25 protein-coding genes are annotated in these 22,763 nt (G+C 66.5%); 12 read left to right on the forward strand and 13 right to left on the reverse strand.

What is annotated here, in order from left to right:
• Positions 1-3: 3 nt before the first annotated feature.
• The 4 genes from GEU84_RS00365 to GEU84_RS00380 form a co-directional block, all read right to left on the reverse strand.
• Positions 4-168, reverse strand: a complete 165-nt coding sequence (locus GEU84_RS00365) for a hypothetical protein (protein ID WP_174539239.1) — start codon at positions 166-168, stop codon at positions 4-6.
• A 113-nt stretch (positions 169-281) separates the two neighbouring features.
• Positions 282-1,643: a DUF2927 domain-containing protein gene (locus tag GEU84_RS00370; protein ID WP_152823526.1), complete on the reverse strand. Its 1,362-nt coding sequence runs from the start codon at positions 1,641-1,643 to the stop codon at positions 282-284.
• 1 nt (position 1,644) lies between these two features.
• Positions 1,645-2,103, reverse strand: a complete 459-nt coding sequence (locus tag GEU84_RS00375; RefSeq protein ID WP_152823527.1) for a GNAT family N-acetyltransferase — start codon at positions 2,101-2,103, stop codon at positions 1,645-1,647.
• Positions 2,104-2,117: 14 nt separating this feature from the next.
• On the reverse strand, positions 2,118-2,957 hold the full coding sequence (locus tag GEU84_RS00380; RefSeq protein WP_152823528.1) for an AAA family ATPase: 840 nt from the start codon (positions 2,955-2,957) through the stop codon (positions 2,118-2,120).
• Positions 2,958-3,140: 183 nt separating this feature from the next.
• Here GEU84_RS00380 and dksA point away from each other — a divergent pair, with 183 nt between their 5' ends.
• From dksA to GEU84_RS00395, 3 genes are all read left to right on the forward strand, one after another.
• Positions 3,141-3,563 (forward strand): RNA polymerase-binding protein DksA, encoded by a 423-nt coding sequence (gene dksA, locus GEU84_RS00385; protein WP_174539240.1) that lies wholly within the window; start codon positions 3,141-3,143, stop codon positions 3,561-3,563.
• A gap of 102 nt (positions 3,564-3,665) precedes the next feature.
• Positions 3,666-4,829, forward strand: a complete 1,164-nt coding sequence (locus GEU84_RS00390) for an FAD-dependent oxidoreductase (RefSeq protein ID WP_152823530.1) — start codon at positions 3,666-3,668, stop codon at positions 4,827-4,829.
• Positions 4,830-4,838: 9 nt separating this feature from the next.
• Positions 4,839-5,390, forward strand: a complete 552-nt coding sequence (locus tag GEU84_RS00395; RefSeq protein ID WP_152823531.1) for a TetR/AcrR family transcriptional regulator — start codon at positions 4,839-4,841, stop codon at positions 5,388-5,390.
• Positions 5,391-5,393: 3 nt separating this feature from the next.
• Here the strand turns inward: GEU84_RS00395 and xth are convergent, their stop codons facing one another.
• The 3 genes from xth to GEU84_RS00410 form a co-directional block, all read right to left on the reverse strand.
• Positions 5,394-6,173: an exodeoxyribonuclease III gene (gene xth / locus GEU84_RS00400; RefSeq protein WP_152823532.1), complete on the reverse strand. Its 780-nt coding sequence runs from the start codon at positions 6,171-6,173 to the stop codon at positions 5,394-5,396.
• A 51-nt stretch (positions 6,174-6,224) separates the two neighbouring features.
• A complete protein-coding gene (locus GEU84_RS00405) occupies positions 6,225-6,944 on the reverse strand; it encodes a hypothetical protein (RefSeq protein WP_152823533.1) in 720 nt (239 codons plus the stop codon).
• Between the two features lie 149 nt (positions 6,945-7,093).
• Positions 7,094-7,420 (reverse strand): HesB/IscA family protein, encoded by a 327-nt coding sequence (locus tag GEU84_RS00410; protein ID WP_152824065.1) that lies wholly within the window; start codon positions 7,418-7,420, stop codon positions 7,094-7,096.
• 84 nt (positions 7,421-7,504) lie between these two features.
• Between GEU84_RS00410 and GEU84_RS00415 the strand changes: the two genes are divergently transcribed.
• Positions 7,505-8,674, forward strand: a complete 1,170-nt coding sequence (locus GEU84_RS00415) for a deoxyguanosinetriphosphate triphosphohydrolase (RefSeq protein ID WP_152823534.1) — start codon at positions 7,505-7,507, stop codon at positions 8,672-8,674.
• A 38-nt stretch (positions 8,675-8,712) separates the two neighbouring features.
• On the opposite strand, the gene GEU84_RS00420 is transcribed toward GEU84_RS00415, so the two are convergent.
• From GEU84_RS00420 to mazG, 3 genes are all read right to left on the reverse strand, one after another.
• A complete protein-coding gene (locus tag GEU84_RS00420) occupies positions 8,713-9,657 on the reverse strand; it encodes a nucleoside hydrolase (RefSeq protein ID WP_152823535.1) in 945 nt (314 codons plus the stop codon).
• A 144-nt stretch (positions 9,658-9,801) separates the two neighbouring features.
• Complete coding sequence (locus tag GEU84_RS00425; RefSeq protein ID WP_152823536.1) at positions 9,802-10,809, reverse strand: Fe(3+) ABC transporter substrate-binding protein; 1,008 nt, start codon at positions 10,807-10,809, stop codon at positions 9,802-9,804.
• A 285-nt stretch (positions 10,810-11,094) separates the two neighbouring features.
• Entirely contained in the window at positions 11,095-11,928 is an 834-nt protein-coding gene (gene mazG, locus GEU84_RS00430; RefSeq protein ID WP_152823537.1) for a nucleoside triphosphate pyrophosphohydrolase, read from the reverse strand.
• A 63-nt stretch (positions 11,929-11,991) separates the two neighbouring features.
• Between mazG and GEU84_RS00435 the strand changes: the two genes are divergently transcribed.
• Together GEU84_RS00435 and GEU84_RS00440 are read left to right on the forward strand one after the other, a co-directional pair.
• Positions 11,992-13,155, forward strand: a complete 1,164-nt coding sequence (locus tag GEU84_RS00435) for a M20 aminoacylase family protein (protein ID WP_152823538.1) — start codon at positions 11,992-11,994, stop codon at positions 13,153-13,155.
• Between the two features lie 173 nt (positions 13,156-13,328).
• Entirely contained in the window at positions 13,329-13,736 is a 408-nt protein-coding gene (locus GEU84_RS00440) for a DUF6636 domain-containing protein (RefSeq protein ID WP_152823539.1), read from the forward strand.
• Between the two features lie 34 nt (positions 13,737-13,770).
• On the opposite strand, the gene GEU84_RS00445 is transcribed toward GEU84_RS00440, so the two are convergent.
• Complete coding sequence (locus GEU84_RS00445) at positions 13,771-14,334, reverse strand: TetR/AcrR family transcriptional regulator (protein ID WP_152823540.1); 564 nt, start codon at positions 14,332-14,334, stop codon at positions 13,771-13,773.
• Positions 14,335-14,411: 77 nt separating this feature from the next.
• Between GEU84_RS00445 and GEU84_RS00450 the strand changes: the two genes are divergently transcribed.
• The 6 genes from GEU84_RS00450 (at position 14,412) to GEU84_RS00475 (ending at position 20,709) form a co-directional block, all read left to right on the forward strand.
• The gene (locus tag GEU84_RS00450) at positions 14,412-15,794 is read left to right on the forward strand and encodes an aminotransferase (RefSeq protein ID WP_152823541.1); all 1,383 of its coding nucleotides are present in this window, start codon (positions 14,412-14,414) and stop codon (positions 15,792-15,794) included.
• 186 nt (positions 15,795-15,980) lie between these two features.
• Complete coding sequence (speB, locus tag GEU84_RS00455) at positions 15,981-16,946, forward strand: agmatinase (RefSeq protein ID WP_152823542.1); 966 nt, start codon at positions 15,981-15,983, stop codon at positions 16,944-16,946.
• Positions 16,947-16,951: 5 nt separating this feature from the next.
• The gene (locus GEU84_RS00460) at positions 16,952-17,392 is read left to right on the forward strand and encodes a DUF1499 domain-containing protein (RefSeq protein ID WP_152823543.1); all 441 of its coding nucleotides are present in this window, start codon (positions 16,952-16,954) and stop codon (positions 17,390-17,392) included.
• A 128-nt stretch (positions 17,393-17,520) separates the two neighbouring features.
• A complete protein-coding gene (prfA, locus tag GEU84_RS00465) occupies positions 17,521-18,576 on the forward strand; it encodes a peptide chain release factor 1 (protein WP_152823544.1) in 1,056 nt (351 codons plus the stop codon).
• A complete protein-coding gene (prmC, locus tag GEU84_RS00470; RefSeq protein WP_152823545.1) occupies positions 18,573-19,409 on the forward strand; it encodes a peptide chain release factor N(5)-glutamine methyltransferase in 837 nt (278 codons plus the stop codon). The genes prfA and prmC overlap by 4 nt, the downstream gene beginning before the upstream one ends.
• Positions 19,410-19,686: 277 nt before the next feature.
• A complete protein-coding gene (locus GEU84_RS00475) occupies positions 19,687-20,709 on the forward strand; it encodes a DUF4167 domain-containing protein (RefSeq protein WP_152823546.1) in 1,023 nt (340 codons plus the stop codon).
• 93 nt (positions 20,710-20,802) lie between these two features.
• Here the strand turns inward: GEU84_RS00475 and rsmA are convergent, their stop codons facing one another.
• On the reverse strand, positions 20,803-21,645 hold the full coding sequence (rsmA, locus tag GEU84_RS00480; RefSeq protein WP_152823547.1) for a 16S rRNA (adenine(1518)-N(6)/adenine(1519)-N(6))-dimethyltransferase RsmA: 843 nt from the start codon (positions 21,643-21,645) through the stop codon (positions 20,803-20,805).
• 103 nt (positions 21,646-21,748) lie between these two features.
• Positions 21,749-22,762 (reverse strand): 4-hydroxythreonine-4-phosphate dehydrogenase PdxA, encoded by a 1,014-nt coding sequence (pdxA, locus tag GEU84_RS00485; RefSeq protein WP_152823548.1) that lies wholly within the window; start codon positions 22,760-22,762, stop codon positions 21,749-21,751.
• Position 22,763: the final 1 nt, after the last annotated feature.

Below are 22,763 nucleotides of genomic sequence, written 5' to 3' on the forward strand. Positions count from 1 at the left end.
CGGCTACAGCATCCTTTCCAGAAAGATCGTGGCGAACAGGCCCAGAAGGCCAAAGGCAATGCCGTAACCGGCGGCATATTGCAGCGCGTCCAGCACCTTGCCGCCGCGGCGCAACGCCACGCTGGCCCCCATGGCCGCCCCCAGCCCCAAACCTGCGATAACGATCACGAAACCCCCTTGCGGCGGCCGCTGCCGCCCGTGGCGGGGCGGTGTGTCATGCAACACCACGCGCCCCCGCATTTCCATTGTTCGCGCGACGCCGGGAAGCCCCCGGTCACGCCCTAACCCCCGGTGCCGCGTGGCGTCAGGAGTGCGATTTCCGACATCCGCGCCCGCACCTCGGGCTCTGCGCCAAAGCCATAACGCGCCCATCCCAGACTGTCGAGCCGCGCCGCCCGCGCCTCGGTGTCGCGGCCCAGCAGCGCCAGCGCCTCGGACCGGATCATCAAGAGTGTGGCCAGCAGGGCGGCATTTTCCGCCTCGCGCACCACGGGAATCGCCTGCCCGGTCAGCACCACAGCCTCGGCTGCCTGCCCCGATGACAGGGCAAAGGCCGCCATCTGCATATCGACATGCGCCGCATGCAGCCGCCCGGTGGGCAGGCCGCGGTAGATGCGCGCGGCCTCGGCAAAGGCGGTGACGGCGGTTTCCACCTCGTCTCCCATGCTCAGCCGCCCCAGCGCGAAATAGCTGAAGGCAAGGCGCGCATCTGTCCAGCCCTCGGCGCGGGCGATGGTCAGGGCGGTGCGCGCGGCGTCGCGGCGGCGCAGCGCCGGTGTGCGCGGGCCAAGGGCCGTCTCAACGGCGTTGATCCAGACGCGCGGCGTGGCACGGTCAACGGCTTGTCCCGGGCGCTGACCTGCGGGGTTCAATCGGGCCAACAGGCCGGGCAGAAGGGCCGCCACCTGCGCCTCGGTCATGCCCGACCGCAGCTCGGGCGCGTAATAGACCCGCAGCATCAGCATGTCGAAGCCGGTCAGCACCGTGTGGAAATTGTCGTCGTTGAACACCGAATCAGACAGCCGGTAAAGATCGTTCAGCGGACCCAGCGCCTGCGCCAGTTCCTCGTGCAGGCAATCGCGCACCTCTTGCGGGCTGGTATCCGATGGGATGAAGATCGCCACCCGTTCGCGTGTGGTCAGTGTCGTCCAATCCACCCGCGAAGAGGCGCGCGCGCCGCGGTATTCGGCAAACGAGGTGACGCGTGGCACCACGAAACAGGCGGCTGTGGGCACCACGGCCTGCATGCGCGCGCGGGGCAGGAATTCCACCGTGATGGCCGCATCGCCCGTGGCCTGCCGGATGTCCACCCCCGCCTCGGCGCGCAACCGCGCGATCAGCCGGGCCAGATCGGGGCCGGCACTGGCCGGCACCGCGCCTACCAGTGCCACGGTCACGGGGCCCTCGAACCGGGTCATCACCGGCACCGCGCGACCGCTTTCCATGCGGAATGTCAGGTCAAGAAAATCCTGCGCCATCTGGGTGTTGCTGCGCCCGGCGGCATCGGCCCGCGCGGGGGCAAAGGTTTTCATCGCGGGCAGCGCATCGGTGATCAGCAGGCGCTGGCGGTCCATCGACACATCCGCCCCCGGCGTGGCGCAGGCCGCCAGTGCCAGAAAGCCCAGCAGGGGGAAAAGGCGCATGTCAGGCGGTCCTGTTGTATTCGATGAACGGTGTCTTGACCGCCATCCTGTCATAAAGCCGTTGCGCTGTCGCGTTGTCTGCGGCGGTCAGCCAGTAAACATTCGCGGCGCCATGGGCATCGGCGGCGGCATAGACCGCTTCGATCAGCGCCCGGCCTACGCCCATGCCACGGGCGGCGGGCACGGCGTAAAGATCTTGCAGATAGCACAGATCGCCGGTTTCCCAGCAGGTGCGGTGAAACAGGTAGTGCGCCAGCCCCACCGGCTGCCCGCCCTGTTCCGCGATCAGCCCGCGAAATTCATGCGCGCTGCCGGATGTCAGCCGGGCAAAGGTGGCGGCAAACACCTCGGGCGGGCGGGTCGTCCCGTAGAACGCCAGATAGGCCTGCCACAGTCCGCGCCACGCAGCCTCATCCCCGGCAACCAGAGGGCGGATTGTCAGGTTGCCTGCGTCTGTCATCGCCCAGTCTCCCGCTACCGCTGGCCGCGCGCCATGAAGGCAAGCCGTTCGAACAGATGCACGTCCTGTTCATTCTTCAACAGCGCGCCATGCAGTTTGGGCAGGCTGTGCTTGCCGTCACGCCGCAAATCCTCGTGCGTCAGATCCTCGGCCAAGAGCAGCTTCAGCCAGTCCAGCACCTCGGATGTCGATGGCTTTTTCTTCAGCCCCGGCGTGTCGCGCAATTCCATGAACTGCGTCAGCGCGGTGGTCAGCAGCGCATCCTTGATGCCGGGGAAATGCACCTGCACGATGGCGCGCAACGTCTCCATGTCGGGGAAACGGATGAAGTGGAAAAAGCACCGCCGCAAGAACGCATCCGGCAGTTCCTTTTCGTTGTTCGAGGTGATGATGACCACGGGCCGGTGCAGCGCGCGCACCGTCTCGCCGGTTTCATAGACGTGGAATTCCATGCGGTCCAACTCCTGCAACAGGTCGTTGGGAAATTCGATGTCGGCCTTGTCGATCTCGTCGATCAGCAGCACCACGCGGCCCGGCGCGGTGAAGGCCTGCCACAATTTGCCGCGCCGGATGTAATGCGCCACGTCATGCACGCGCGCCTCGCCCAGCTGGCTGTCGCGCAGGCGCGACACCGCGTCATACTCGTAAAGCCCCTGCTGCGCCTTGGTGGTGGATTTCACATGCCACTCGATCAACGGCAGGTTGAGCGCGCCCGCCACCTGTCGCGCCAGTTCGGTCTTGCCGGTGCCCGGTTCGCCCTTGACCAGCAGGGGCCGCTGCAACGTCACCGCCGCATTCACCGCCACGGTCAGGTCGGCCGTGGCCACATAGCCGGCGGTCGAGGCAAATTTCATAAGCATCGCCTTGCGTTGCACCATTCTGTTGGCGCGACCTTAACACAGGCCGATTTCACCGCAAGGCGGCGACGGGGGCTAGTGACAATCCTTTTGCCATGCGGTAATGGACCCCGCATGAGGGAGTGCCGGATGTCAGCGACCCATAGTGCCGAGCGATCCGGCCTGCAGGAGAATGCAGCCATGAAAGCCGAAACCTTTCTTCCAGACGATTACCGGCCGGCCGAATCCGAGCCCTTCATGAATGACAGGCAGCTGGAGTATTTCCGCCGCAAGCTGCACATGTGGAAGCAGGAGCTGATGTCGCAGAGCGCCGAGACCATCGAAGGTCTGCAGGACTCGGGCCGCAACGTGCCAGACATCGCCGACCGCGCATCCGAGGAAACCGACCGCGCGCTGGAACTGCGCACCCGCGACCGCCAGCGCAAGCTGGTCAGCAAGATCGACGCGGCGCTGCGGCGGATCGACAATGGCGAATACGGCTATTGCGAAGTGTCCGGCGAGCCGATCTCGCTGAAGCGGCTGGATGCCCGCCCGATCGCCACGATGACGCTGGAAGCGCAGGAACGGCACGAACGCCGCGAAAAGGTGCACCGCGACGAATGATGCCTGCGCCCTGCGACGCGGGGCGGCATTGCCGTTGCGGCTGAAACACGGATGATGACGCGCCGGGCCGATGGTCCGGCGTTTGCATGTGCGGGGGGAGTGATGAGCCTGATCGGTGCCGAAGTGACCGTGCTGGGCGCGGGTGTGGCCGGGCTGGCGGTGGCCCGGGCGCTGGCCTTGCGCGGGGCGCGGGTGACGGTGCTGGAACAGGCCCCGGCGCTGGGTGAAGTGGGCGCGGGCATCCAGATTTCGCCCAACGGGGCGGCGGTGTTGCGGGCGCTGGGGCTGGGGGCGGCACTGGACGCTTCATCGCTGCGGGCGGGGGCGGTTGTCTTGCATGACGGAATCCGCGGCGGGCAGGTGCTGCGGCTGGATCTGGCGCGGCTGCGGCCCGGTCAGGGCTATCATTTCCTGCACCGGGCCGATCTGATCGCGCTGCTGGCGGCGGGGGCAGCCGAGGCGGGGGTGGTGCTGCGGCTGGGCGAAAAGGTGCGCGACGTGGCGCTTGGCGGTAGCCCGCAGATCACGCTGGGCAATGGCGCCGTGCATCGCCCCGCCTTGCTGCTGGGGGCCGACGGGCTGCATTCGCCGGTCAGGGCGGCGCTGAACGGCGTGGCTGCGCCGTTCTTCACCGGGCAGGTGGCCTGGCGCGCGGTGATCGCGGCCGAATCCGGGGCCGTGCCACAGGCCGAGGTGCATATGGGCCGGGGCCGCCATCTGGTCAGCTATCCCCTGCCGGGCGGACGGCGCAACATCGTGGCGGTGGAAGAGCGTGCAGGCTGGGCCGCCGAAGGCTGGTCGCACCGCGATGACCCCGCCCACCTGCGCCACGCCTTCCGCGATTTCAGCCCCCGGGTGCAGGGCTGGCTGGCCGAGGTAAAGGCCCCCGGGCTGTGGGGCCTGTTCCGCCACCCGGTCGCCGCGCATTGGCAGGGGCAGGGCGTGGCAATTCTGGGCGATGCCGCGCATCCCACGCTGCCATTCATGGCGCAGGGGGCCAACATGGCGCTGGAGGATGCCTGGGTGCTGGCCGCCTGCCTTGCCGGTCATGACGATCCGCAGGCCGGGCTTGCCGCCTATCAGGCGCGCCGCGCCCCGCGCTGCACCCGCATCGTGGCGGCGGCGGGCAACAGCGCGCGCATCTATCATCTGGGCGGCCCGGCCCGCCACATTGCCCATCTGGGCCTGCGCGGCATGGGGTGGCTGGCCCCCGGCCTTGCGCTGCGGCGGTTTGACTGGCTCTATGGGCATGATGTGACGGCCTGAGGACAGCCAATGCCCAAAGCCAGCAATGACATGATCCTTGATGCCGGGTTGCGGCTGCTGCTGCAACAGGGGCCGCAGCGGTTTTCCCCTGCCGATGTGGCGGAGGACCTGGGGCTGCACCGGGCGGCGCCCACCCGGCGCTTTGGCGGGCGGCAGGGCCTGATGCTGGCCATGGCCTCGCGGCAGTTGGTGCTGACCCGCCTGTGGCTGGACGGGTTCGCGCTGGAACGTTCACCCGCCGGGCTGCGCGCCTTTCTGGCGGGTGTCGTGGCGGCGATGGGCGAGGGCGGGGGGTTTTCGGCGCATCTGGCGCTGGCCGCGATGGAGGCCGAGGATGCGGACATGGCCAGTGCCACAGCCGAACGCTACGCCCTTATGCAGCAGGCCATCGCGGCGCGCGTGCCCGCGGGTCTGGCCCTGCCGCCTGATGCGGTGGCGGGGTTGCTGCATGCGATCATGGTGGGGGCGCCGCTGCAATGGGTGGCGCTGGGGCAGGGCCGGCTGGACGCATTCGTGCAGGCGCGGCTGGATCAGGCCTTGGCGGCGCTGCTGCCGGGCTGAGGGCTACGCCGCCAGATCGACCCAGACCGGCACATGGTCGGACGGTTTGTCGCCCGCCCGCACTTCGCGGTCGATGCGTGCATCGGCCAGCAGATCGGCGGCCTGCGGGCTGAGCAGCAGATGGTCGATGCGGATGCCGTTGTTTTTTTCCCAGGCACCCGCCTGATAATCCCAGAAACTGTAATGCCCCGGGCCGGGATTGCGGGTGCGGAACGCCTCGGTGAACCCTAGGTTCAGGATGCGCCGGTAGGCGGCACGGCTGGCGGGCAGGAACAGCGCGTCCTCGGTCCAGGCATCGGGGCGCGCGGCATCCTCGCGCTGCGGGATGATGTTGTAGTCGCCCGCCATGACCACGGGTTCTTCGGTCGCCAGCAAGGCGCGCGCACGGGTCAGCATCCGTGCCATCCAGGCCAGCTTGAAATCATATTTCGGCCCCGGTGCCGGGTTGCCGTTGGGCAGATACAATCCGCAGACCCGCACCGCACGCGCGCCGATCACCGTCGCCTCGATCCACCGCGCCTGTTCGTCGGCGTCATCGCCGGGCAACCCGCGCGTCACATCCTCCAGCGGCAGTTTCGACAGGATGGCCACGCCGTTGAAGCCCTTTTGCCCATGGGTTTCAACGCGGTATCCCATGTCTTCGAACAGCGCGCGGGGAAAACCCTCGTCCACCGACTTGATTTCCTGCAACAGCGCCACATCGGGCTTGGCGGCGATCAGCCAGGCGGGCAGGGCATCAATCCGCGCCTTGATGCCGTTGATGTTGAATGTGGCGATCTTCATCGGCGGCCCCCCGTTTGCCCCTGTTTAAGGTGCTGGGCTGGGTGGCGCAAGTCACGCGCTCAGCCGCCGCGCGGGCTGGGCCGCTGCCAGCCACAGCGCATCCAGTTCGGCCAGCGCCCGGGCATCGAACCGTGCTGCCTGTTCCCAATACCGCCCCGTTGGCACGACATAGCCAAGCTCGGCCTCGCGTGCCAGGGCGCGGGTGGCCAGCGCATCGTCAAAATCCTGCACCCGCACGCCCGCCAGCCCCGTGACCGAGGCGCGCGGAAACACCAGCCGCGAGGGGGCCTGCGACAGGTTCACCATCGCCGTGCCCTGCATGGCGGCCAGCACCATCAGCCGCGCCGCCTTGCCCTCCAGCGATTGCAGGGTGATGTCGGGCCGCAGCGGATCTGGCGACCCCATGCCATAGAAATGCGTGGGCCCGGTTTTGGGATAGGTCATGTCGCAACCCATCATCGCCACAACCCGGGGTGCATGGGCATGCAGCGCCCAGTAGGCGGCGGTAAAGGCCATGGTGCCACCGCCATAGACAAAACCGCCAAAGGCATTCTGTGCGGGCACGAAATCTTCCTGCGTGACCAGCCGCTGCGCGGGGCCGGGCACGGGGCGACGCTCGGCCGGGAAATCCCAGGGGTGGATCAGCGCATCCCAGTCAGGCCGCACGCGCCAGGCGTTGTTGATGGCAAGCACATGGTCAAAGCCTGCGCGCGGCCAGTGGCGGGCCTCGGTCACATTGGGGCCGGAGCCGAGAATAAGCTGAGACCGCATCGCCGCATTCCTTCACAAGACCGTCAGACGCGACATAGAGCGGGTCAGCAGAAAACCAGTGCCACGAAGAATTTTCGCAGAAAATTCGTCATGCGCTATGCGAATTTTCTGCGAAAATTCATAAGATTGAAAGCTGCTGTTCGCCCCGGTCAGATCGAGAAACTGGTGCCGCAGCCGCAGGAGGAACTGGCATTTGGGTTTTCGATCACGAAACGCGCGCCGATCAGTTCCTCGGAAAAGTCGATCACCGCATTCGCCAGGAACGGCAGCGATACGGAATCGACCAGCACTTTCTGCCCGTCCTTTTCCAGCACCAGATCATCCGGCGCGGGCGCATCCAGCTTTATGTCATACTGAAAGCCGGAACAGCCGCCACCCTCGACCGCCACGCGCAGCGCCTGTGCGCCGCCCATGCTTTCGGCAATCTCGGCCAGCCGGGCAAAGGCTCGGTCGGTCACGCGCGGGGGGAGTGTCAGGGTCTGCATTGATTTACCCGTGTCCTGTTCGTTACCAATTGCATATAGGATGCAGCAAAACACCGAACAAGAACAGGCAGAAACATGTTGGCCCCCTATGCCTGCCAGCCCGGCGCCAGCCGCGGGCGGCTTCATACCGAGCGGATGAGCAGTTTCCGCTCGCCCTTTCAGCGCGACCGTGACCGGATCATCCACTCATCGGCCTTCCGGAGGCTGAAGCACAAGACGCAGGTGTTTGTCGAACATGAGGGCGATTATTACCGCACCCGGCTGACCCACAGCATCGAGGTGGCGCAGGTGGCGCGCACCATCGCGGGCGTGCTGGGGCTGAACACCGATCTGGCCGAATGTATCGCGCTGGCGCATGACCTGGGCCACACGCCCTTTGGCCATACCGGCGAGGATGCTTTGGAGGCGCTGATGGCGCCCTATGGCGGGTTTGACCACAATGCGCAGGCGATCCGCATCGTGACCCGGCTGGAGCGGCATTATGCCGAGTTTGACGGGCTGAACCTGACATGGGAGGCGCTGGAAGGCATCGCCAAGCACAATGGCCCGCTGACCGGCCCCTTTGCCGATGAAAAGCATGCGGGCGCGTTGCCCTATGCCCTGGCCGAGGCGAATGCGGCCTGGGATCTGGAACTGCACACCTTCGCATCGGCCGAGGCGCAGGTGGCGGCCATCGCCGATGACGTGGCCTATTCGCACCATGACCTGCATGACGGCCTGCGGTCTGGCCTGTTCAACGAACGTGACCTGATGGACCTGCCCGTCACCGGCCCGGCGTTCGAGGCGGTGGATGCGCTTTACCCGGGGCTTGATCCGATGCGGCGGCGGCACGAGGCCTTGCGCCGCGTCTTTGGCCGCATGGTCGAGGATGTGATCGCCGTGGCGCAGGGCCGGCTGGAGGCCGCGCGGCCGCAATCAGTGGATGACATCCGCGCGATGGAGGGCACGATCATCCGCTTTTCCAAGCCGCTCTATCAGGAACTGAAGGTGATCCGCAGCTTTCTGTTCCACCGGATGTATCGCGCGCCTTCGGTGATGGTGGAACGCGCCAAGGTCACGCAGGTGGTGAATGACCTGTTTCCGCTGTTCATGGCGCGGCCTGACCTGCTGCCCGGCGAATGGCGGGTGGATGTGGCGGCGATGTCGGATGAAACCGCCGTGGCGCGTCTGGTGGCTGACTATGTGTCTGGCATGACAGACCGCTTTGCCTTGCAGGAGCATGCGCGGCTGTGTGGCGGGGTGTGAGGGGCCAAGGCCGCCAGCACCCCGAGGCACCGAACATGCTAGATCCGCGCGATACGCTCGGTCAGCAGGGCAAAGAACCCGTCGGCATCCACATCGCCCATGAACAGCGCGTTCTTTGGCCGTTTGGTGACGCCCCACCAGTCGGCCACCGTCATGCCCAGCGTCAGTTCGCTGCCGGTCTCCACCTCCACATTGATGTGGCGGCCCTTGAACAGATCAGGGCGGATCAGCCATGCGATGACGCAGGGGTCGTGCAAAGGCGCGCCCTCTGACCCGTATTTTGCCATGTCGAAACGTTCAAAGAAATCGGTCCATTCCGCCACCATGGTGCCCGCCTGCGTGCCAAGCGCGCGAAAGGCCGCGACCCGCGCCTTGTTGGTCAGCACCTTGTGCGTCACGTCCAGCGGCATCACCACAATGGGAATCCCGGATTTGAACACGATGTCAGCGGCTTCTGGGTCGACATAGATGTTGAATTCCGCTGCGGGTGTGATGTTGCCCACCTCGAAATAGGCGCCGCCCATCAGCACGATCTCCTGCACCCGTCCGGCTATGTCGGGCGCGCGTTGCAGGGCCACAGCGATATTGGTCAACGGCCCCAGCGGGCACAAGGTGACGCTGCCCGCGGGTTCGCGCCGCAGCGTGTCGATGATGAAATCCACCGCATGACCCTGGGCCAGCGGCATCACCGGGTCGGGCATCACCGGGCCATCGAGGCCGGTCTTGCCATGCACATGCTCGGCCGTCACCAGCGTGCGCTTCAGCGGCGCGTCGCAGCCGGCATAGACCGGCATGTCGGGCCGCCCGGCCAGTTCGCAGATGATACGCGCGTTTTTCTGCGTCAGGGGCAGCGGCACATTGCCCGCCACGGCGGTGATGCCCAGCACCGTCACATCCTCGGGGCTGGCCAGCGCCAGCAGGATGGCTACGGCGTCATCCTGCCCGGGGTCAGTGTCGATGATGATCTTGCGCGGTTTCGTCATGGTGTTCTCCGGGTGTTCCTTGCGAAGAAAACCGAAGGCGCGCGACTTGTCCATGTGCAAAGGGGGGCCATCGGCCCCCCTTTGTATGTCTGGCGACACTGGCTGTGGCGGCTATCCGCCGGTGGCCCGGCGGAAGGCGGCGTCTCAGCCGTCGTAGTTGACTTCTTCCATCAGCTTCAACGCGGCGGGGCGCTGGGCGGCCACATCGGCCAAAGGCAGCGTGTCCGGGGTGAACTCGCCCCAGCTTTGCACCAGCGCCGACCGTGCCACGCCCGGTTTCACCGGGAATTCGTTGTTGGTTTCGGCATAGATCGCCTGCGCCGCGTCCGACGACAGGAATTCCATCAGCTTCAGCGCCGATTCCCTGTTTGGCGCGGCCTTGGTCATCGCCACGCCCGAGATGTTCATGTGGGTGCCGCCATCCTCGAAGGTCGGGAACACGATGCGCACCGATTCCGCCCAGGCCTTTTGTTCGTCATCCGCCAGCATCTGCCCCATATAATAGGTGTTGCCGATGGAAATGTCGCATTCACCGGCCCAGATGGATTTCACCTGGTCGCGGTCGCCGCCATCGGGCTTTTTCGCCAGATTGCCTTTCAGCCCCTCGACCCAGGTTTTCGCGGCCTCGATCCCATCATGCGCGATGACCGCGCCCAGCAGCGCCACGTTGTAGTCATTGGTGCCCGAACGGGTGCAGATGCGGCCTTTCCACTTTTCCGAGGCCAGATCCTCATAGGTCGTCACCTCGCCATCGGCCACGCGTTCCTTGCTGGCATAGACGATGCGGGCGCGGGCGGTCAGGCCGAACCACTGGTCGGCCGGATCGCGGAATTCGGCGGGAATGTTTGCCTCCAGCACATCCGACTGCACGGGCTGGGTCACGCCCGCATCGACCACCTGCATCAGACGGGCGATATCGACGGTCAGCACCAGATCGGCGGGCGAGCGGTCGCCCTCGGCCACCAGACGTTCGGCCATGCCCTTGTCAACAAAGGCCACATTCACCGGGATGCCGGTTTCGGCGGTGAAGGCGTCGATCAGCGGCTGGATGAGTTCGGGCTGGCGGTGCGAATAGACATTCACCTCTTGGGCCAGCACGGGCAGGGCGGTGGACCCGAGGGCCAGGGCGAGCAGGGGCAGACGCAGGTTCATTGGGTGACCTTTCTTGTCGGAAATTATGCCGTCCATAAACATGAGTCTTTTACTTTGGTCAATCGTTGAGTGAAGTTGTCGGAAATTTTCCATGAAGGGGCGGTGTCCGTCAGGGACGGGCATTTTGCGCTACGGCACGGCTGGTAGCCCAAGAATTTTCGAAAATTCTTGCAAAAAAATCTTCGAAGATTTTTTCGGTGCGCGACCGGCAGGCCCGGTGCCTGTGCGGGGGCCTCATGCGTGCATCTATGGCCCAAGATGAACGTGCAGGGGCCGTTCAGCCCGTCAGGCGGATTTTTCTTCGGCCTTTGCGCGGTTCCACAGCGCGTCCATCTCGGCAAGGTCGCTTTGGTCGGGGGTCTTGCCGGCCTCGGCCAGCCAGGCCTCGATCCGGGCAAAGCGGCGGGTGAATTTGGCATTGGCGGCGCGCAGGGCGGCCTCGGGGTCAACCTTCATGTGGCGGGCAAGATTGGCCATCACGAACATCAGATCGCCGAATTCCTCTTCGACCTCGGCGGGGGAAAGGCTGTCGCGCGCCTCGACCAGTTCGCGCGATTCCTCCAGCAGTTTGTCCAGCACCTGATCGGTGGAGGGCCAGTCGAACCCCACCCGCGCCGCGCGCTTTTGCAGTTTCACCGCGCGGGTCAGGGCGGGCAGGCCCATCGCCACACCATCCAGCACGCCGCCCTGGGCTTTTTGCGCCCGTTCGGCCGCCTTGATCTTTTCCCAGTCGGCGGTCTGCTGGTCGGCGGATTTGTCGCGGCTTTCAGCCCCAAAGACATGCGGGTGGCGGGCCAGCATCTTGTCGGCAATGGATTTTGTCACGGAGGCAAAGTCGAAAAGCCCCGCCTCGGCCCCGATCTGGGCGTGGAACACGGTTTGCAACAAGAGGTCGCCCAACTCCCCTTCCAACTCGGGCCAGTCTTGCCGGGCGATGGCATCGGCCACTTCATGCGCCTCTTCAATGGTATAGGGCGCGATGGTGGCGAAGGTCTGCTGGATATCCCAGGGGCAGCCGGTGGCGGGGTCGCGCAGGCGGCGCATGATTTCCAGCAGGCGCGGCAGCCCGCCTGCGGGGTCGGCGATCAGGGCGGCGGCGTCAGGGGCATGGTCGGGCATTGCGGCGGCGTCCGTTTTGGGGTTCTGTGCAGCCTTCAATACGTCGCCGCAAGGAGCCTGACCATGCCCGTTCTGAACCGCATCGCCGCCTATGCGGAGGAGATGACAGGCTGGCGCCGCCATCTGCACCAGCACCCCGAGCTGAAATTCGATTGCCACCAGACCGCCGCCTTCATCGTGGAACGGCTGCGCGAATTCGGCGTGGACGAGGTGCATCAGGGCATCGCCACCTCGGGGGTCGTGGCCATCATCAACGGGCAGGGGCCGGGTGACACCATCGGGCTGCGCGCCGACATGGATGCGCTGCCGATGGATGAGATCACCGGGGCCGATTACGCCTCGACCGTGGCGGGCAAGATGCATGCCTGCGGCCATGATGGCCATGTGACCATGCTGCTGGGGGCTGCGAAATACCTGTGCGAGACGCGGCGTTTTACCGGCCGGGTGGCGCTGCTGTTCCAGCCCGCCGAGGAGGATGGCGGCGGCGGCGAGGTGATGGTGCAGGAGGGTGTGATGGACCGTTTCGGCATCAGCCAGGTCTACGGCATCCACAATGCGCCCAACGTGCCCTTCGGCAAGTTCGTCACCACGCCCGGGCCGCTGATGGCTGCGGTGGATACGGCAACCGTCTGGGTCACGGGCAAGGGTGGCCACGGGGCCACGCCGCATGAAACGGTTGACCCGGTGGTGGCAATCACCGGCATGGTGGGTGCGTTGCAGACCATCATCAGCCGCAACCTTTATGCGCTGGACGAGCTGGTGCTGTCGGTGACGCAGATCCATGTGGGATCGGCGTCGAACATCATCGCGGAAGAGGGCTGGTTCTGCGCCACGATCCGCACCTTCACCCCCGAGGTGCGCGCGCTGGTCGAACAGCGGTTCCGCTCGATTGTCGAGGGCCATGCGGCGGCCTATGGCTGCACCGTGCGCATCGACTATGAGCTGGGCTATCCGCCCACCGTCAACCACCCCGCCGAGACGGATTTTGCCGCGGATGTGGCGCGCGAAGTGTCGGGCGAGGATGGCATCGACGCCCGCGCCAACCGCGAGATGGGATCGGAGGATTTCGCCTATATGCTGGAGGCGCGGCCCGGCGCCTATCTGTTCCTTGGCACCGGGCCGGGGGCGGGGCTGCACCATCCGGCCTTTGATTTCAACGACGAGGCGGCACCGGTGGGGGCATCGTTCTTTGCCCGGCTGGTGGAACGGGCGCAGCCGCTGGCCTGATGCGGGGGGGGTGCAGGCGCGGTCAGGCCTGCCGGGCCTGCCGAACCAGCGCGCAAGATGACAATTGCCGTCACAGGGTCGCCGCGCCCTAGCAGCCCCTTGCCCGGCGAAGGGGCAACTGCCAAAGCTGGGTTGTCGGTGGCCACAATGGCGCACCGTCCTGGGAGACTGCGATGCTGAATTATCTGACTGCGGGGCTGTTGCTGGCCGCCGGACCCGTGTTTGCCGATGACATCGTGATGTTTCAGGCCCCGTCGGGCAACATCCACTGCATGATGATCGACGGCGAATATGCCGAAACCCGCTGCGACATCCGCGAATTCACCCCGTCCTTCACCGATTTCCCCGCCGATTGCGAGGGTGATTGGGGTGACAGTCTGGGCATCAGCCCCGGCGACCGGCGCGGGCGTGCCATTTGCCATGGCGATACGGTGATGATGCAGGAAAACCCGGTGATCGGCTATGGCAACAGCATCGAACATGGCGGGATGACCTGCGAGATCGCACAGCAGGGCGTGACCTGTTTCAACGCCGGTGGCGCAGGCTTTTCCATTGCCCGCGCCCAGCAGGCGGTGTTCTGATCCTTTGGCCCGGCTGCCGCCTGCGGTGGCCGGGCTATTGCGACGGGGGCAGCGTCAGCGCCAGAAGATGCGCGCGCAGCCGCGCCAGATCATCCGGCGCAGGGCCGCTGCCGCTGATCATGCCCAGCCAGATGCCATCGGCGGCAAAGCGCGCGGTTTGCAGGGCAATGTCCGGCCCATCCTCGGCATGGTCGGCCAGCCGCCCCGCCAGCCAGTCGCGCCAGCCATCGCGCAGTTCGGCGTTCGACAGCGTGGCGAAATAAACCGCGATCCACAGCCCGTCGCTGCCGCCCGCATCGGGCTCGGTCACGGCATGGATATAGGCGCGGGTGAACCGGCCATGGGGCAGGGGGTCGGCGGCAATCGCATCAGCCAGATAGGCATCCAGCCGGTCGATCAGGTCATGGAACACCGCCGCCACCAGCGCCTGCTTGCTGGGGAAATGGTGAAAGAACGCGCCCTTGGTCACGCCCGCCTCGGCCGATACCGCCTCGACGGTCACGGTCTGCACACCCGCCCGCGTGGCGATGCGGGCGGCGGCATCCAGAAGGTCGCGGCGCACTTTTTCGGGCTGCTTGCGGCGGGGGGTCAGACTCATCTTGCAAACTCAGATACCAAACGGTATCTATGATCATACCAACCATTTGGTATGATTCAAGCCCGAACGAGGATGCCATGACCGCCCCGACCAACCGCTCTGCCTGGGAAATGGACCGCAGCCACGCCCTGCACCCCTGGACCAACTTTGGCCCATTTGAGGATCAGGGCGCATTGGTGATCACCCGGGGCGAGGGCTGCCACCTGTGGGACGACCGCGGCAACCGTTACTTTGATGCGGTAGGGGGCCTGTGGTGCACCAACATCGGCCTTGGCCGCGCGGAAATGGCCGAAGCCATTGCCGATCAGGCACGCAGGCTGGCGTTTTCCAACACATTCGTTGACATGACCAATGATCCCTCTGCCCGGCTGGCGGCGAAACTGGCCGATCTGGCCCCGGGCGACTTGAACCGGGTGCATTTCACCACTGGCGGATCAACCGCCGTCGATACCGCCGCGCGGATGGTGCAGTATTATCAAAGCTGCATGGGCCGCCCCGAAAAGGGGCATCTGGTGGCGCGCGACCATTCGTATCACGGCTCCACTTACCTGTCGCAAAGCATCGGCAAACGGCCCGGCGACCGGGTGGAACAGTTCCGCTACAAAGAGGATGGCATCCACCACCTGTCCGTCCCCAACCCCTACCGCGCGCCGGATGGCATGGATGAGGCCGCGTTCTGCGACCATCTGGTTGCCGAGTTCGAGGCGCTGATCGCGCATGTTGGCGCAGACCGCATCGGCGGCTTCTTCGCCGAACCGATCCAGGCCTCGGGCGGGGTGATCGTGCCGCCCCAGGGCTATCTGCGCCGCATGTGGGAGGTGTGCCAGCGCCATGACATCCTGTTCGTGGCGGATGAGGTTGTCACCGCCTTTGGCCGTCTGGGCCACTGGTTCGCCTCATGGGATGAGTTTGGCGTGCAGCCCGACATCATCTGCACCGCCAAGGGTTTGACCTCGGGCTATATCCCGATGGGTGCGATGATCTTCTCCGACCGGATATGGCAGGCGATGGCGGCCGACGGCGCGCGCTGGTTCACCTCGGGCTTTACCTATGCCGGGCATCCGGTGGCCTGTGCCGCGGCGCTGAAGAACATCGAGATCATGGAACGCGAGGATCTGCTGGGCAACGCCACCCGCGTGGGCGCGCTGTTCGAGACGCGGATGAAAGCGCTGGAAGCCCTGCCGCTGATCGGTCAGGTGCGGGGCAAAAAGCTGATGGTCTGTGTCGAATCGGTGGCCGACAAGGCGACCCGCGCCCTGCTGCAGGACGAGGCAGATGTGGGCAAACGCATTTCCGACGCCTGCGAGGCGATGGGCCTGATGGTGCGCCCCATAGGCCACCTGAACGTCATGTCGCCGCCGCTGGTCATCACCGCCGATGACGTGGATTTCATCGGTGACACGCTGGAAACCGCGATCCGCCGCGTGGCCGACGATCTGGCGCGCGAAGGGCTGGTATAGCGCATCACGACAACGCCTGCTGGCCAGCGCCTTTCACCCTGGCGCGAATATCCCACCGGGGTCGGGCGGCGCGTGGCCACAGGCGCTGCCCTTGACAGTCTTCCCCCCAAAGGGCCTTCTGCCCCGAACCGGATCAAGCGGCGTCTCCGGCACCCAACGACTCCGCCGATTCTCATGAGGGCTGCCATGGGTCTGGAAGACGCGAAATCCGAGGTCGACACCGCTTTCACCCGCAAGGGCAACCGGGGCTATGCCTTCGAGAATGCCTTTGGCGGGACCACGTCCTTTCTGCGGCGCAGCTACAGCAAGGATCTGGCTGGGGTCGATCTGGCCATCACCGGCGTGCCCTTTGACCAGGCGGTCACGCACCGGCCCGGCACCCGCTTTGGCCCCCGCGCGATCCGCGAAGCATCGGCGCTGCAACCCTACGATCCGCCCTATGGCTGGCCCTTTGACCCGCTGGAGGAGATGAGCATCGTCGATTACGGCGATCTGGCCTTCGACTATGCGAAGGTGGCCGATTTCCCCGATGCGCTGACAGCCCATATCCGCACCATCCTTGCTGCGGGCGCGGGCACCGTCACGCTGGGGGGCGACCATTACATCACCTATCCGATCCTGCGCGCCTATGCCGAAAAGTTCGGCCCGTTGGGCGTCATCCATTTCGATGCGCATTCCGACCTTTGGCCCGATGATGACCTGACGCGCATCGACCACGGCACCATGCTTTACAAGGCCGTCAAGACCGGTCTGCTGGACCCCGCGCGTTCAGTGCAGATCGGCATCCGCACCACGACCGAGGATTATCTGGGCGTGCATGTGATCGACGCCCGCGAGGTGCATGAAAAGGGCACGGCAGCGGCGGTGGCCAAGGCCCGCGCCATCGTTGGCGACCAGCCCACCTATGTGACCTTCGACATCGACGCGCTGGACCCGGCCTTTGCCCCGGGCACCGGCACCCCGGTCTGGGGTGGGCTGGCCAGCTGGCAGGCGGCGGCGATGCTGCGCGATCTGGCAGGGATAAACATGGTCGGCGGTGACGTGGTCGAGGTCTCGCCCCCCTATGACACCACCGGCGCCACCGCCATCGCCGGCGCGCATGTGGCCTATGAGCTGATCTGCCTTTATGGCTGGACGCGCCGGAAAGGATGAGGCGGATGACCGACATCCTCATCATCCTTGCCGTGCTGGTGCTGGGCGCGCTCTTGTTCGTGCGCTTTGCACCCTCCGATCCGGCCGACTGGCACGCCGACCCGCTGACCGTCGCAAAACCCGCGCGGCCAAACCACTGGCTGATCCGCGACGGCGGCGATGCGCCTGCCGTTCTGCTGCCGCAGCCGCCCGATCAGGTGATGGCACGGCTTGACAGCATCGCGCGCGCCACCCCGCGCACCCGGCTGCTGGCCGGAACAGGCTTTCACAAGACCTGGCGCACGCGCTCGGCCACCCTTGGCTTTCCCGACTACACCTCGGTGCGGGTCGAACCGGCAGGTGCGGGCACAAGGCTGACGCTCTACGCCCGCGCGCGCTTTGGCAGTTCCGACTTCGGGGTGAACCGCAAGCGGGCCGAGGGCTGGATAGCACAGATCGCCGACTGACCAAACTCTTCTGCATTTTCTGCCCCTAAATATTCCACGGGGGTCCGGGGGTGTGAAACCCCCGGCGGCCAGCCCCCCTTGACCGGCTCCCCCTTGACCGGCCCCCCGGCATCAGCCAAACCCCGCCCATGGTTCCCATGGACACGCTTTTGCAAATCATCCGCCGTTTCGAGTTTCTCGAAGCGCGGCTTGCCGCCGGTGCCCCGCATGCCGAAATAGCCGCCCTCAGCCGCGAATATTCCGACCTGAAGCCGGTGGTGGCCGACATCACCGCTTACCGACAGGCGCTGGATGATCTGGCCGAGGCGGAAAAGATGCTGGCCGATCCCGAAATGCGCAGCCTGGCCGAGGATGAGATCCCCGCGCTGCGCGCCCGCATCCCCGAAATGGAACAGGCGCTGCGGCTGGCCCTTCTGCCCAAGGATGCCGCCGATGCCCGCCCCGCCATCCTTGAGATCCGCCCCGGCACCGGCGGGGACGAGGCCGCGCTGTTCGCCGCCGACCTGTTGCGCATGTATCAGAAATACGCCGAACAGCAGGGCTGGCGTTTCGAGATCCTTGAACAGGCGACCTCGGAACTGGGCGGCATCCGCGAAGTCACCGCCCATGTGCAGGGCGAGGGCGTCTTTGCCCGGCTGAAATACGAATCCGGCGTGCACCGCGTGCAGCGCGTGCCGGAAACCGAGGCGCAGGGCCGCATCCACACCTCGGCCGCCACCGTGGCCGTGCTGCCCGAGGCCGAGGCGGTGGAGCTTGACATCCCGGCCACCGACATCCGCATCGATACGATGCGCGCCAGCGGGGCCGGGGGCCAGCATGTGAACACCACCGATTCGGCGGTGCGCATCACCCATCTGCCCACCGGGCTGATCGTGACCTCATCCGAGAAATCCCAGCACCGCAACCGCGAGATCGCCATGCAGGTGCTGCGCGCCCGGCTTTACGATCTGGAACGCGCCCGGGTGGACAATGAACGCGCCGCCACCCGCAAATCGCAGGTGGGTTCGGGCGACCGGTCGGAACGCATCCGCACCTACAACTTTCCGCAGGGGCGGATGACCGACCACCGCATCAACCTTACGCTTTATGCGTTGCCGCAGATCATGGCAGGCGGGCTGGATGACATCATCGCGGCGCTGACCGCGCATGATCAGGCCGCACGGCTGGCCGAGATGGAGGCATGAGGGCGCAGGACGCCTTGCGCTTCGCGGTGCGCAGGCTGGCCGACGCAGGCATTCCCGACGCTGCCCGCGATGCGCGGCATCTGCTGGCCTTCGCCATGGGGCTGGCCGCCGACCGGCTGACCCTGCACCTGCCCGACGATCTGGCCCCGGGTGTCGAGGAACGGCTGGAGGCCGCGCTTGCCGCCCGCGCCGCCCGCCAGCCCGTTGCCCAGATCACTGGCCGCCGCCTGTTCTGGGGCCGCGCATTCCGCGTCACCCGCGACACGCTGGACCCGCGCCCCGAAACCGAAACGCTGATCGCGGCGGCGCTGGAGCGTCCGTTCTCCCGCGTGCTCGATCTGGGCACCGGCACGGGGGCGATCCTGCTGACCCTGCTGGCCGAACGCCCGCAGGCCAGCGGTCTTGGCACCGACATTTCGCCTGCCGCACTGGCCGTGGCGCAGGGCAATGCAGTGGCGCTTGGCCTTGCCCCTCGCGCGGCTTTTCAAACCGCTGACTGGTTCGATGCCATCAGCGGCAGCTTTGACCTGATCGTGTCAAACCCGCCCTATATCGCCGCCGCCGAAATGCCCGGCCTTGCCCCCGAGGTGCGCGAGTGGGAGCCGCATCTGGCCCTCACCCCCGGCGGCGATGGGTTGTCACCCTACCGCAGCATCGCCGCAGGGGCCGCCGGGCGCCTGACACCCGGCGGGCGGCTGTTGCTGGAAATCGGCCCCACCCAAGGCGTCGCGGTGGCCGCGCTGCTGGCAGCTGCCGGGTTTGGCACCATCACCATCCACCCCGACATGGATGGACGCGACCGCGTGGTTTCCGCCACCTGCGCGGCGAAATGACGCGCGACGCGGGGAATTGGGCCACAATGCGCCGGTTTTGCCATGCAAAACAGCAAAACCCACCGCGGCCTGTCAGAATCGTCTTGTCAGGCCGGGCGGGGCGTGATTATTCAAAGGCACGCGCCGGGTGGATGGTTTGGGTTGTCCAGTATCGTTGCCCGCGCGGTTAAGCCAAAAATGCACGACCCGCCGCGCACCAACGATCAGGACGCGGACGCAGCATGAACCCGCTGCACGGTGCTCTGCACGGCCAGATCATTCTGGATACAAGGACAAGATGAGATCCTCCAAGTCCCGCTCGCGTTCGAAATCGAACCGCCCGCGCACCCTGGGCAATATCGTGAACCGCGTCTTCGACAGCTCCGGCCCCGAAGGCAAGGTGCGCGGCACGCCCCAGCAGATCATTGAAAAATACCTGTTCCTGGCCCGTGACGCCCAATTGTCGAATGACCGGGTGGCGGCGGAAAACTTTCTGCAACACGCCGAACATTACACCCGCATGCTGGGCGAGGCGCAGCGCGAAATGGCGGCCGAGCAGGACAGCCGCGGCTATCAGGGCCAGAACGGCAACGGCCATGCCAATGGCAACGGCCCGCAGCCGCAGCACGACAACCGCCCCCGCGACGATCGGCAAGACAACCGGCCCCGCGATGACCGGCAAGACAATCGCCAGGACAACCGGCCCCGCGATGACCGGCAGGACAATCGTCAGGAAAACCGCCCGCGCGAGGAGCGGCAAGACAACCGCCAGGACAACCGCACCCGCGAAGATCGCCAGGATAACCGCCCACGGGATGAGCGCCCCCGTGAGGAGCGTCAGGACAATCGCCCCCGCGATGACCGCCAGCGCGATGAGCGTGCCGAACCCCGGCCCGACCCCCGGTCAAGCTACCGGCCCCAGCCCGATCCCGCGCAGGCCGACCAGCCGCAACCCGAGGTGATCCGGCCCGAAGCAGCGCGCGCCGAGCCGCTGAAATCCGTGCCCGAAGTGCTGGACCTGACCGTCGGCGAGGATGACACCGGGCTGGTCGAAACCCCGGAAACCCGCCGCAGCCCGCCGCCCCGCCGGCGTGAGCCGCGCCCGGCCCAGCCCGCCGCACCGGAAGCCAAATCCCCTGCGGCTGACCCGCAACCGGCAGAACCTGCCGCTGCGCAAGATACCCCCGCCGCATCACCGGCCGAAACCGTCCCCGCCGCAAAAGAGCCTGTCCGCCGCCCCCGCGCGCCGCGCAAACCGCGCAGCCCCAAGGCCGAAGGCGATGCGCCCGATCCCGGCGAACCCCGCGAAGCCGCCGAGTAACGCGGCGCGGCGCTGGCCCGAAACACAAAGGCGGCATCCCCGGATGCCGCCTTTTCCACATCCGGCCCTCGGTTCACATCCGGCCAGAAACCGTCAACCCCGCGCCACCTCGCGCGCCAGCGCGCAGAACCCCTCCAGCGAGATTTCCTCGGCCCGGGCTGTCGGCTCCAGCCCCGCCGCCAGCAGCCGCTCCTCGATCCCCGGCATCAGCCCCTTCAGGCTTGATCGCAGCATCTTGCGCCGCTGGTTGAAGGCCATGGCCGTCACCCGCTGCAACACCGCCTCATCCGCCGGGTAACGCGGGCCTGGCAGCGCCGTCAGATGCACCACCGCCGAATGCACCTTGGGCGCGGGCGTAAAAGCCTCGGGTGGCAGGATCATCACGATCTTCGCATCGCAGCGCCATTGCGCCAGCAGCGCCAGCCGCCCGTAATGATCGCCCCGCGGCTTGGCCACGATCCGCTCGGCCACCTCCTTTTGAAACATCAGCGTCAGGCTTTGCCAGAACGGCGGCCATTGCGCGGGCGTCAGCCAGCGGATCAGCAGTTCCGTGCCCACGTTGTAGGGCAGGTTCGCCACTACCCGCACCGGGGCCGTCAGATGCGCCTGCACATCCACCGCCAGCGCGTCGCCATTCACCACCTCCAGCCGCCCCGGGTAATGCGCGGCGATCTCGGCCAAGGGCGCCATGCAGCGCGCGTCCTTTTCCACCGCCAGCACACGCCGCGCGCCCTCGGCCAGCAGCCCGCGTGTCAGCCCGCCGGGCCCCGGCCCCACCTCCAGCACATCGCAGCCCGCCAGATCCCCCGCCAGCCGTGCGATCTTGGCGGTCAGGTTCAGATCCAGCAGAAAGTTCTGCCCCAGCTGCTTTTTCGCCACCAGATCATGCGCGGCAATCACTTCGCGCAATGGCGCAAGCCCGTCAATCGCCGCCATGGGCAGACCTCTACTTTCTCATTTTCTGTCCAAAAACATCCCACGGGGGGTCCGGGGGGGTGAAACCCCCCGGCTCCGCAAAGACAGCATACCAGCCGCCTGCTTAACCCGCCGCCCGTGCCGCCGCCATCACCGAAGCCATATCCAGCGCCGCGATCAGGCTTGACGGGTCGGCCACGCCTTGCCCCGCGATGTCGAATGCGGTGCCGTGGTCGGGCGAGGTGCGGATGAAGGGCAGGCCCAGCGTCACATTCACCCCGCCGGCAAAATCAATCGTCTTGATCGGGATCAGCGCCTGATCGTGATACATCGCCACGGCGGCGTCATAGCGCGCGCGCGCGGCCGCGTGAAACAGCGTATCCGCCGGATGCGGGCCGGTCAGCCGCATCCCCTCCGCCGCCAGCCGCGCCAGCACCGGGGCGATGACGTGGGCCTCCTGCTGCCCCATCGCCCCTCCCTCGCCGGCGTGGGGGTTCAGCCCGGTCACGGCGATGCGGGGGGCGGCGATGCCGAAATCGCGGATCAGGGCGGCATGGGTGATGCGCAGCGTCGCCTCCAGCAATTCGGGCGTCAGGGCGGCGGGCACATCCTCCAGCGCGATGTGGATCGTCACCGGCACCACGCGCAGCGCGGGGCAGGCCAGCATCATCACCACCCTATCCACCCCCGCCAAGGATGCCAGAAACTCGGTATGGCCGGGAAAGGCAAAACCTGCACCCTCATGCAGCGCCTGTTTGGAAATCGGCGCGGTGCAGATGGCTGAGGCTGCCCCGGCCTGCACCAGCGCCACGGCGCGCGAAATCGCCGTGACCACCGCCGTCGCGTTTCCGCCCGACGGGCGGCCCGGCACGGCGGCATCGGGAAACGGATGCGGCAGCACGGGCAGCAGTCCCGGCGGCACATCCACGGTATCCGATGGCGTGCGGATCACCTGAAACCCGCTGCCCGGCGGCAGATGGCGCGGATCGCCGATCCAGAAGAATGGCAGCCGCGACCCCAGCGCCAGGCGCGCCTTGACGGCGATTTCCGGGCCGATGCCCGCCGGTTCGCCGCAGGTCAGCGCGATGGGGCCCGTGGCCCGGGGCAGGGGGCCGCTGCCCTGCGCGGAGGGCAGCATG

The organism is Fertoeibacter niger (genome assembly GCF_009380135.2).
Taxonomy (GTDB): domain Bacteria; phylum Pseudomonadota; class Alphaproteobacteria; order Rhodobacterales; family Rhodobacteraceae; genus Fertoeibacter; species Fertoeibacter niger.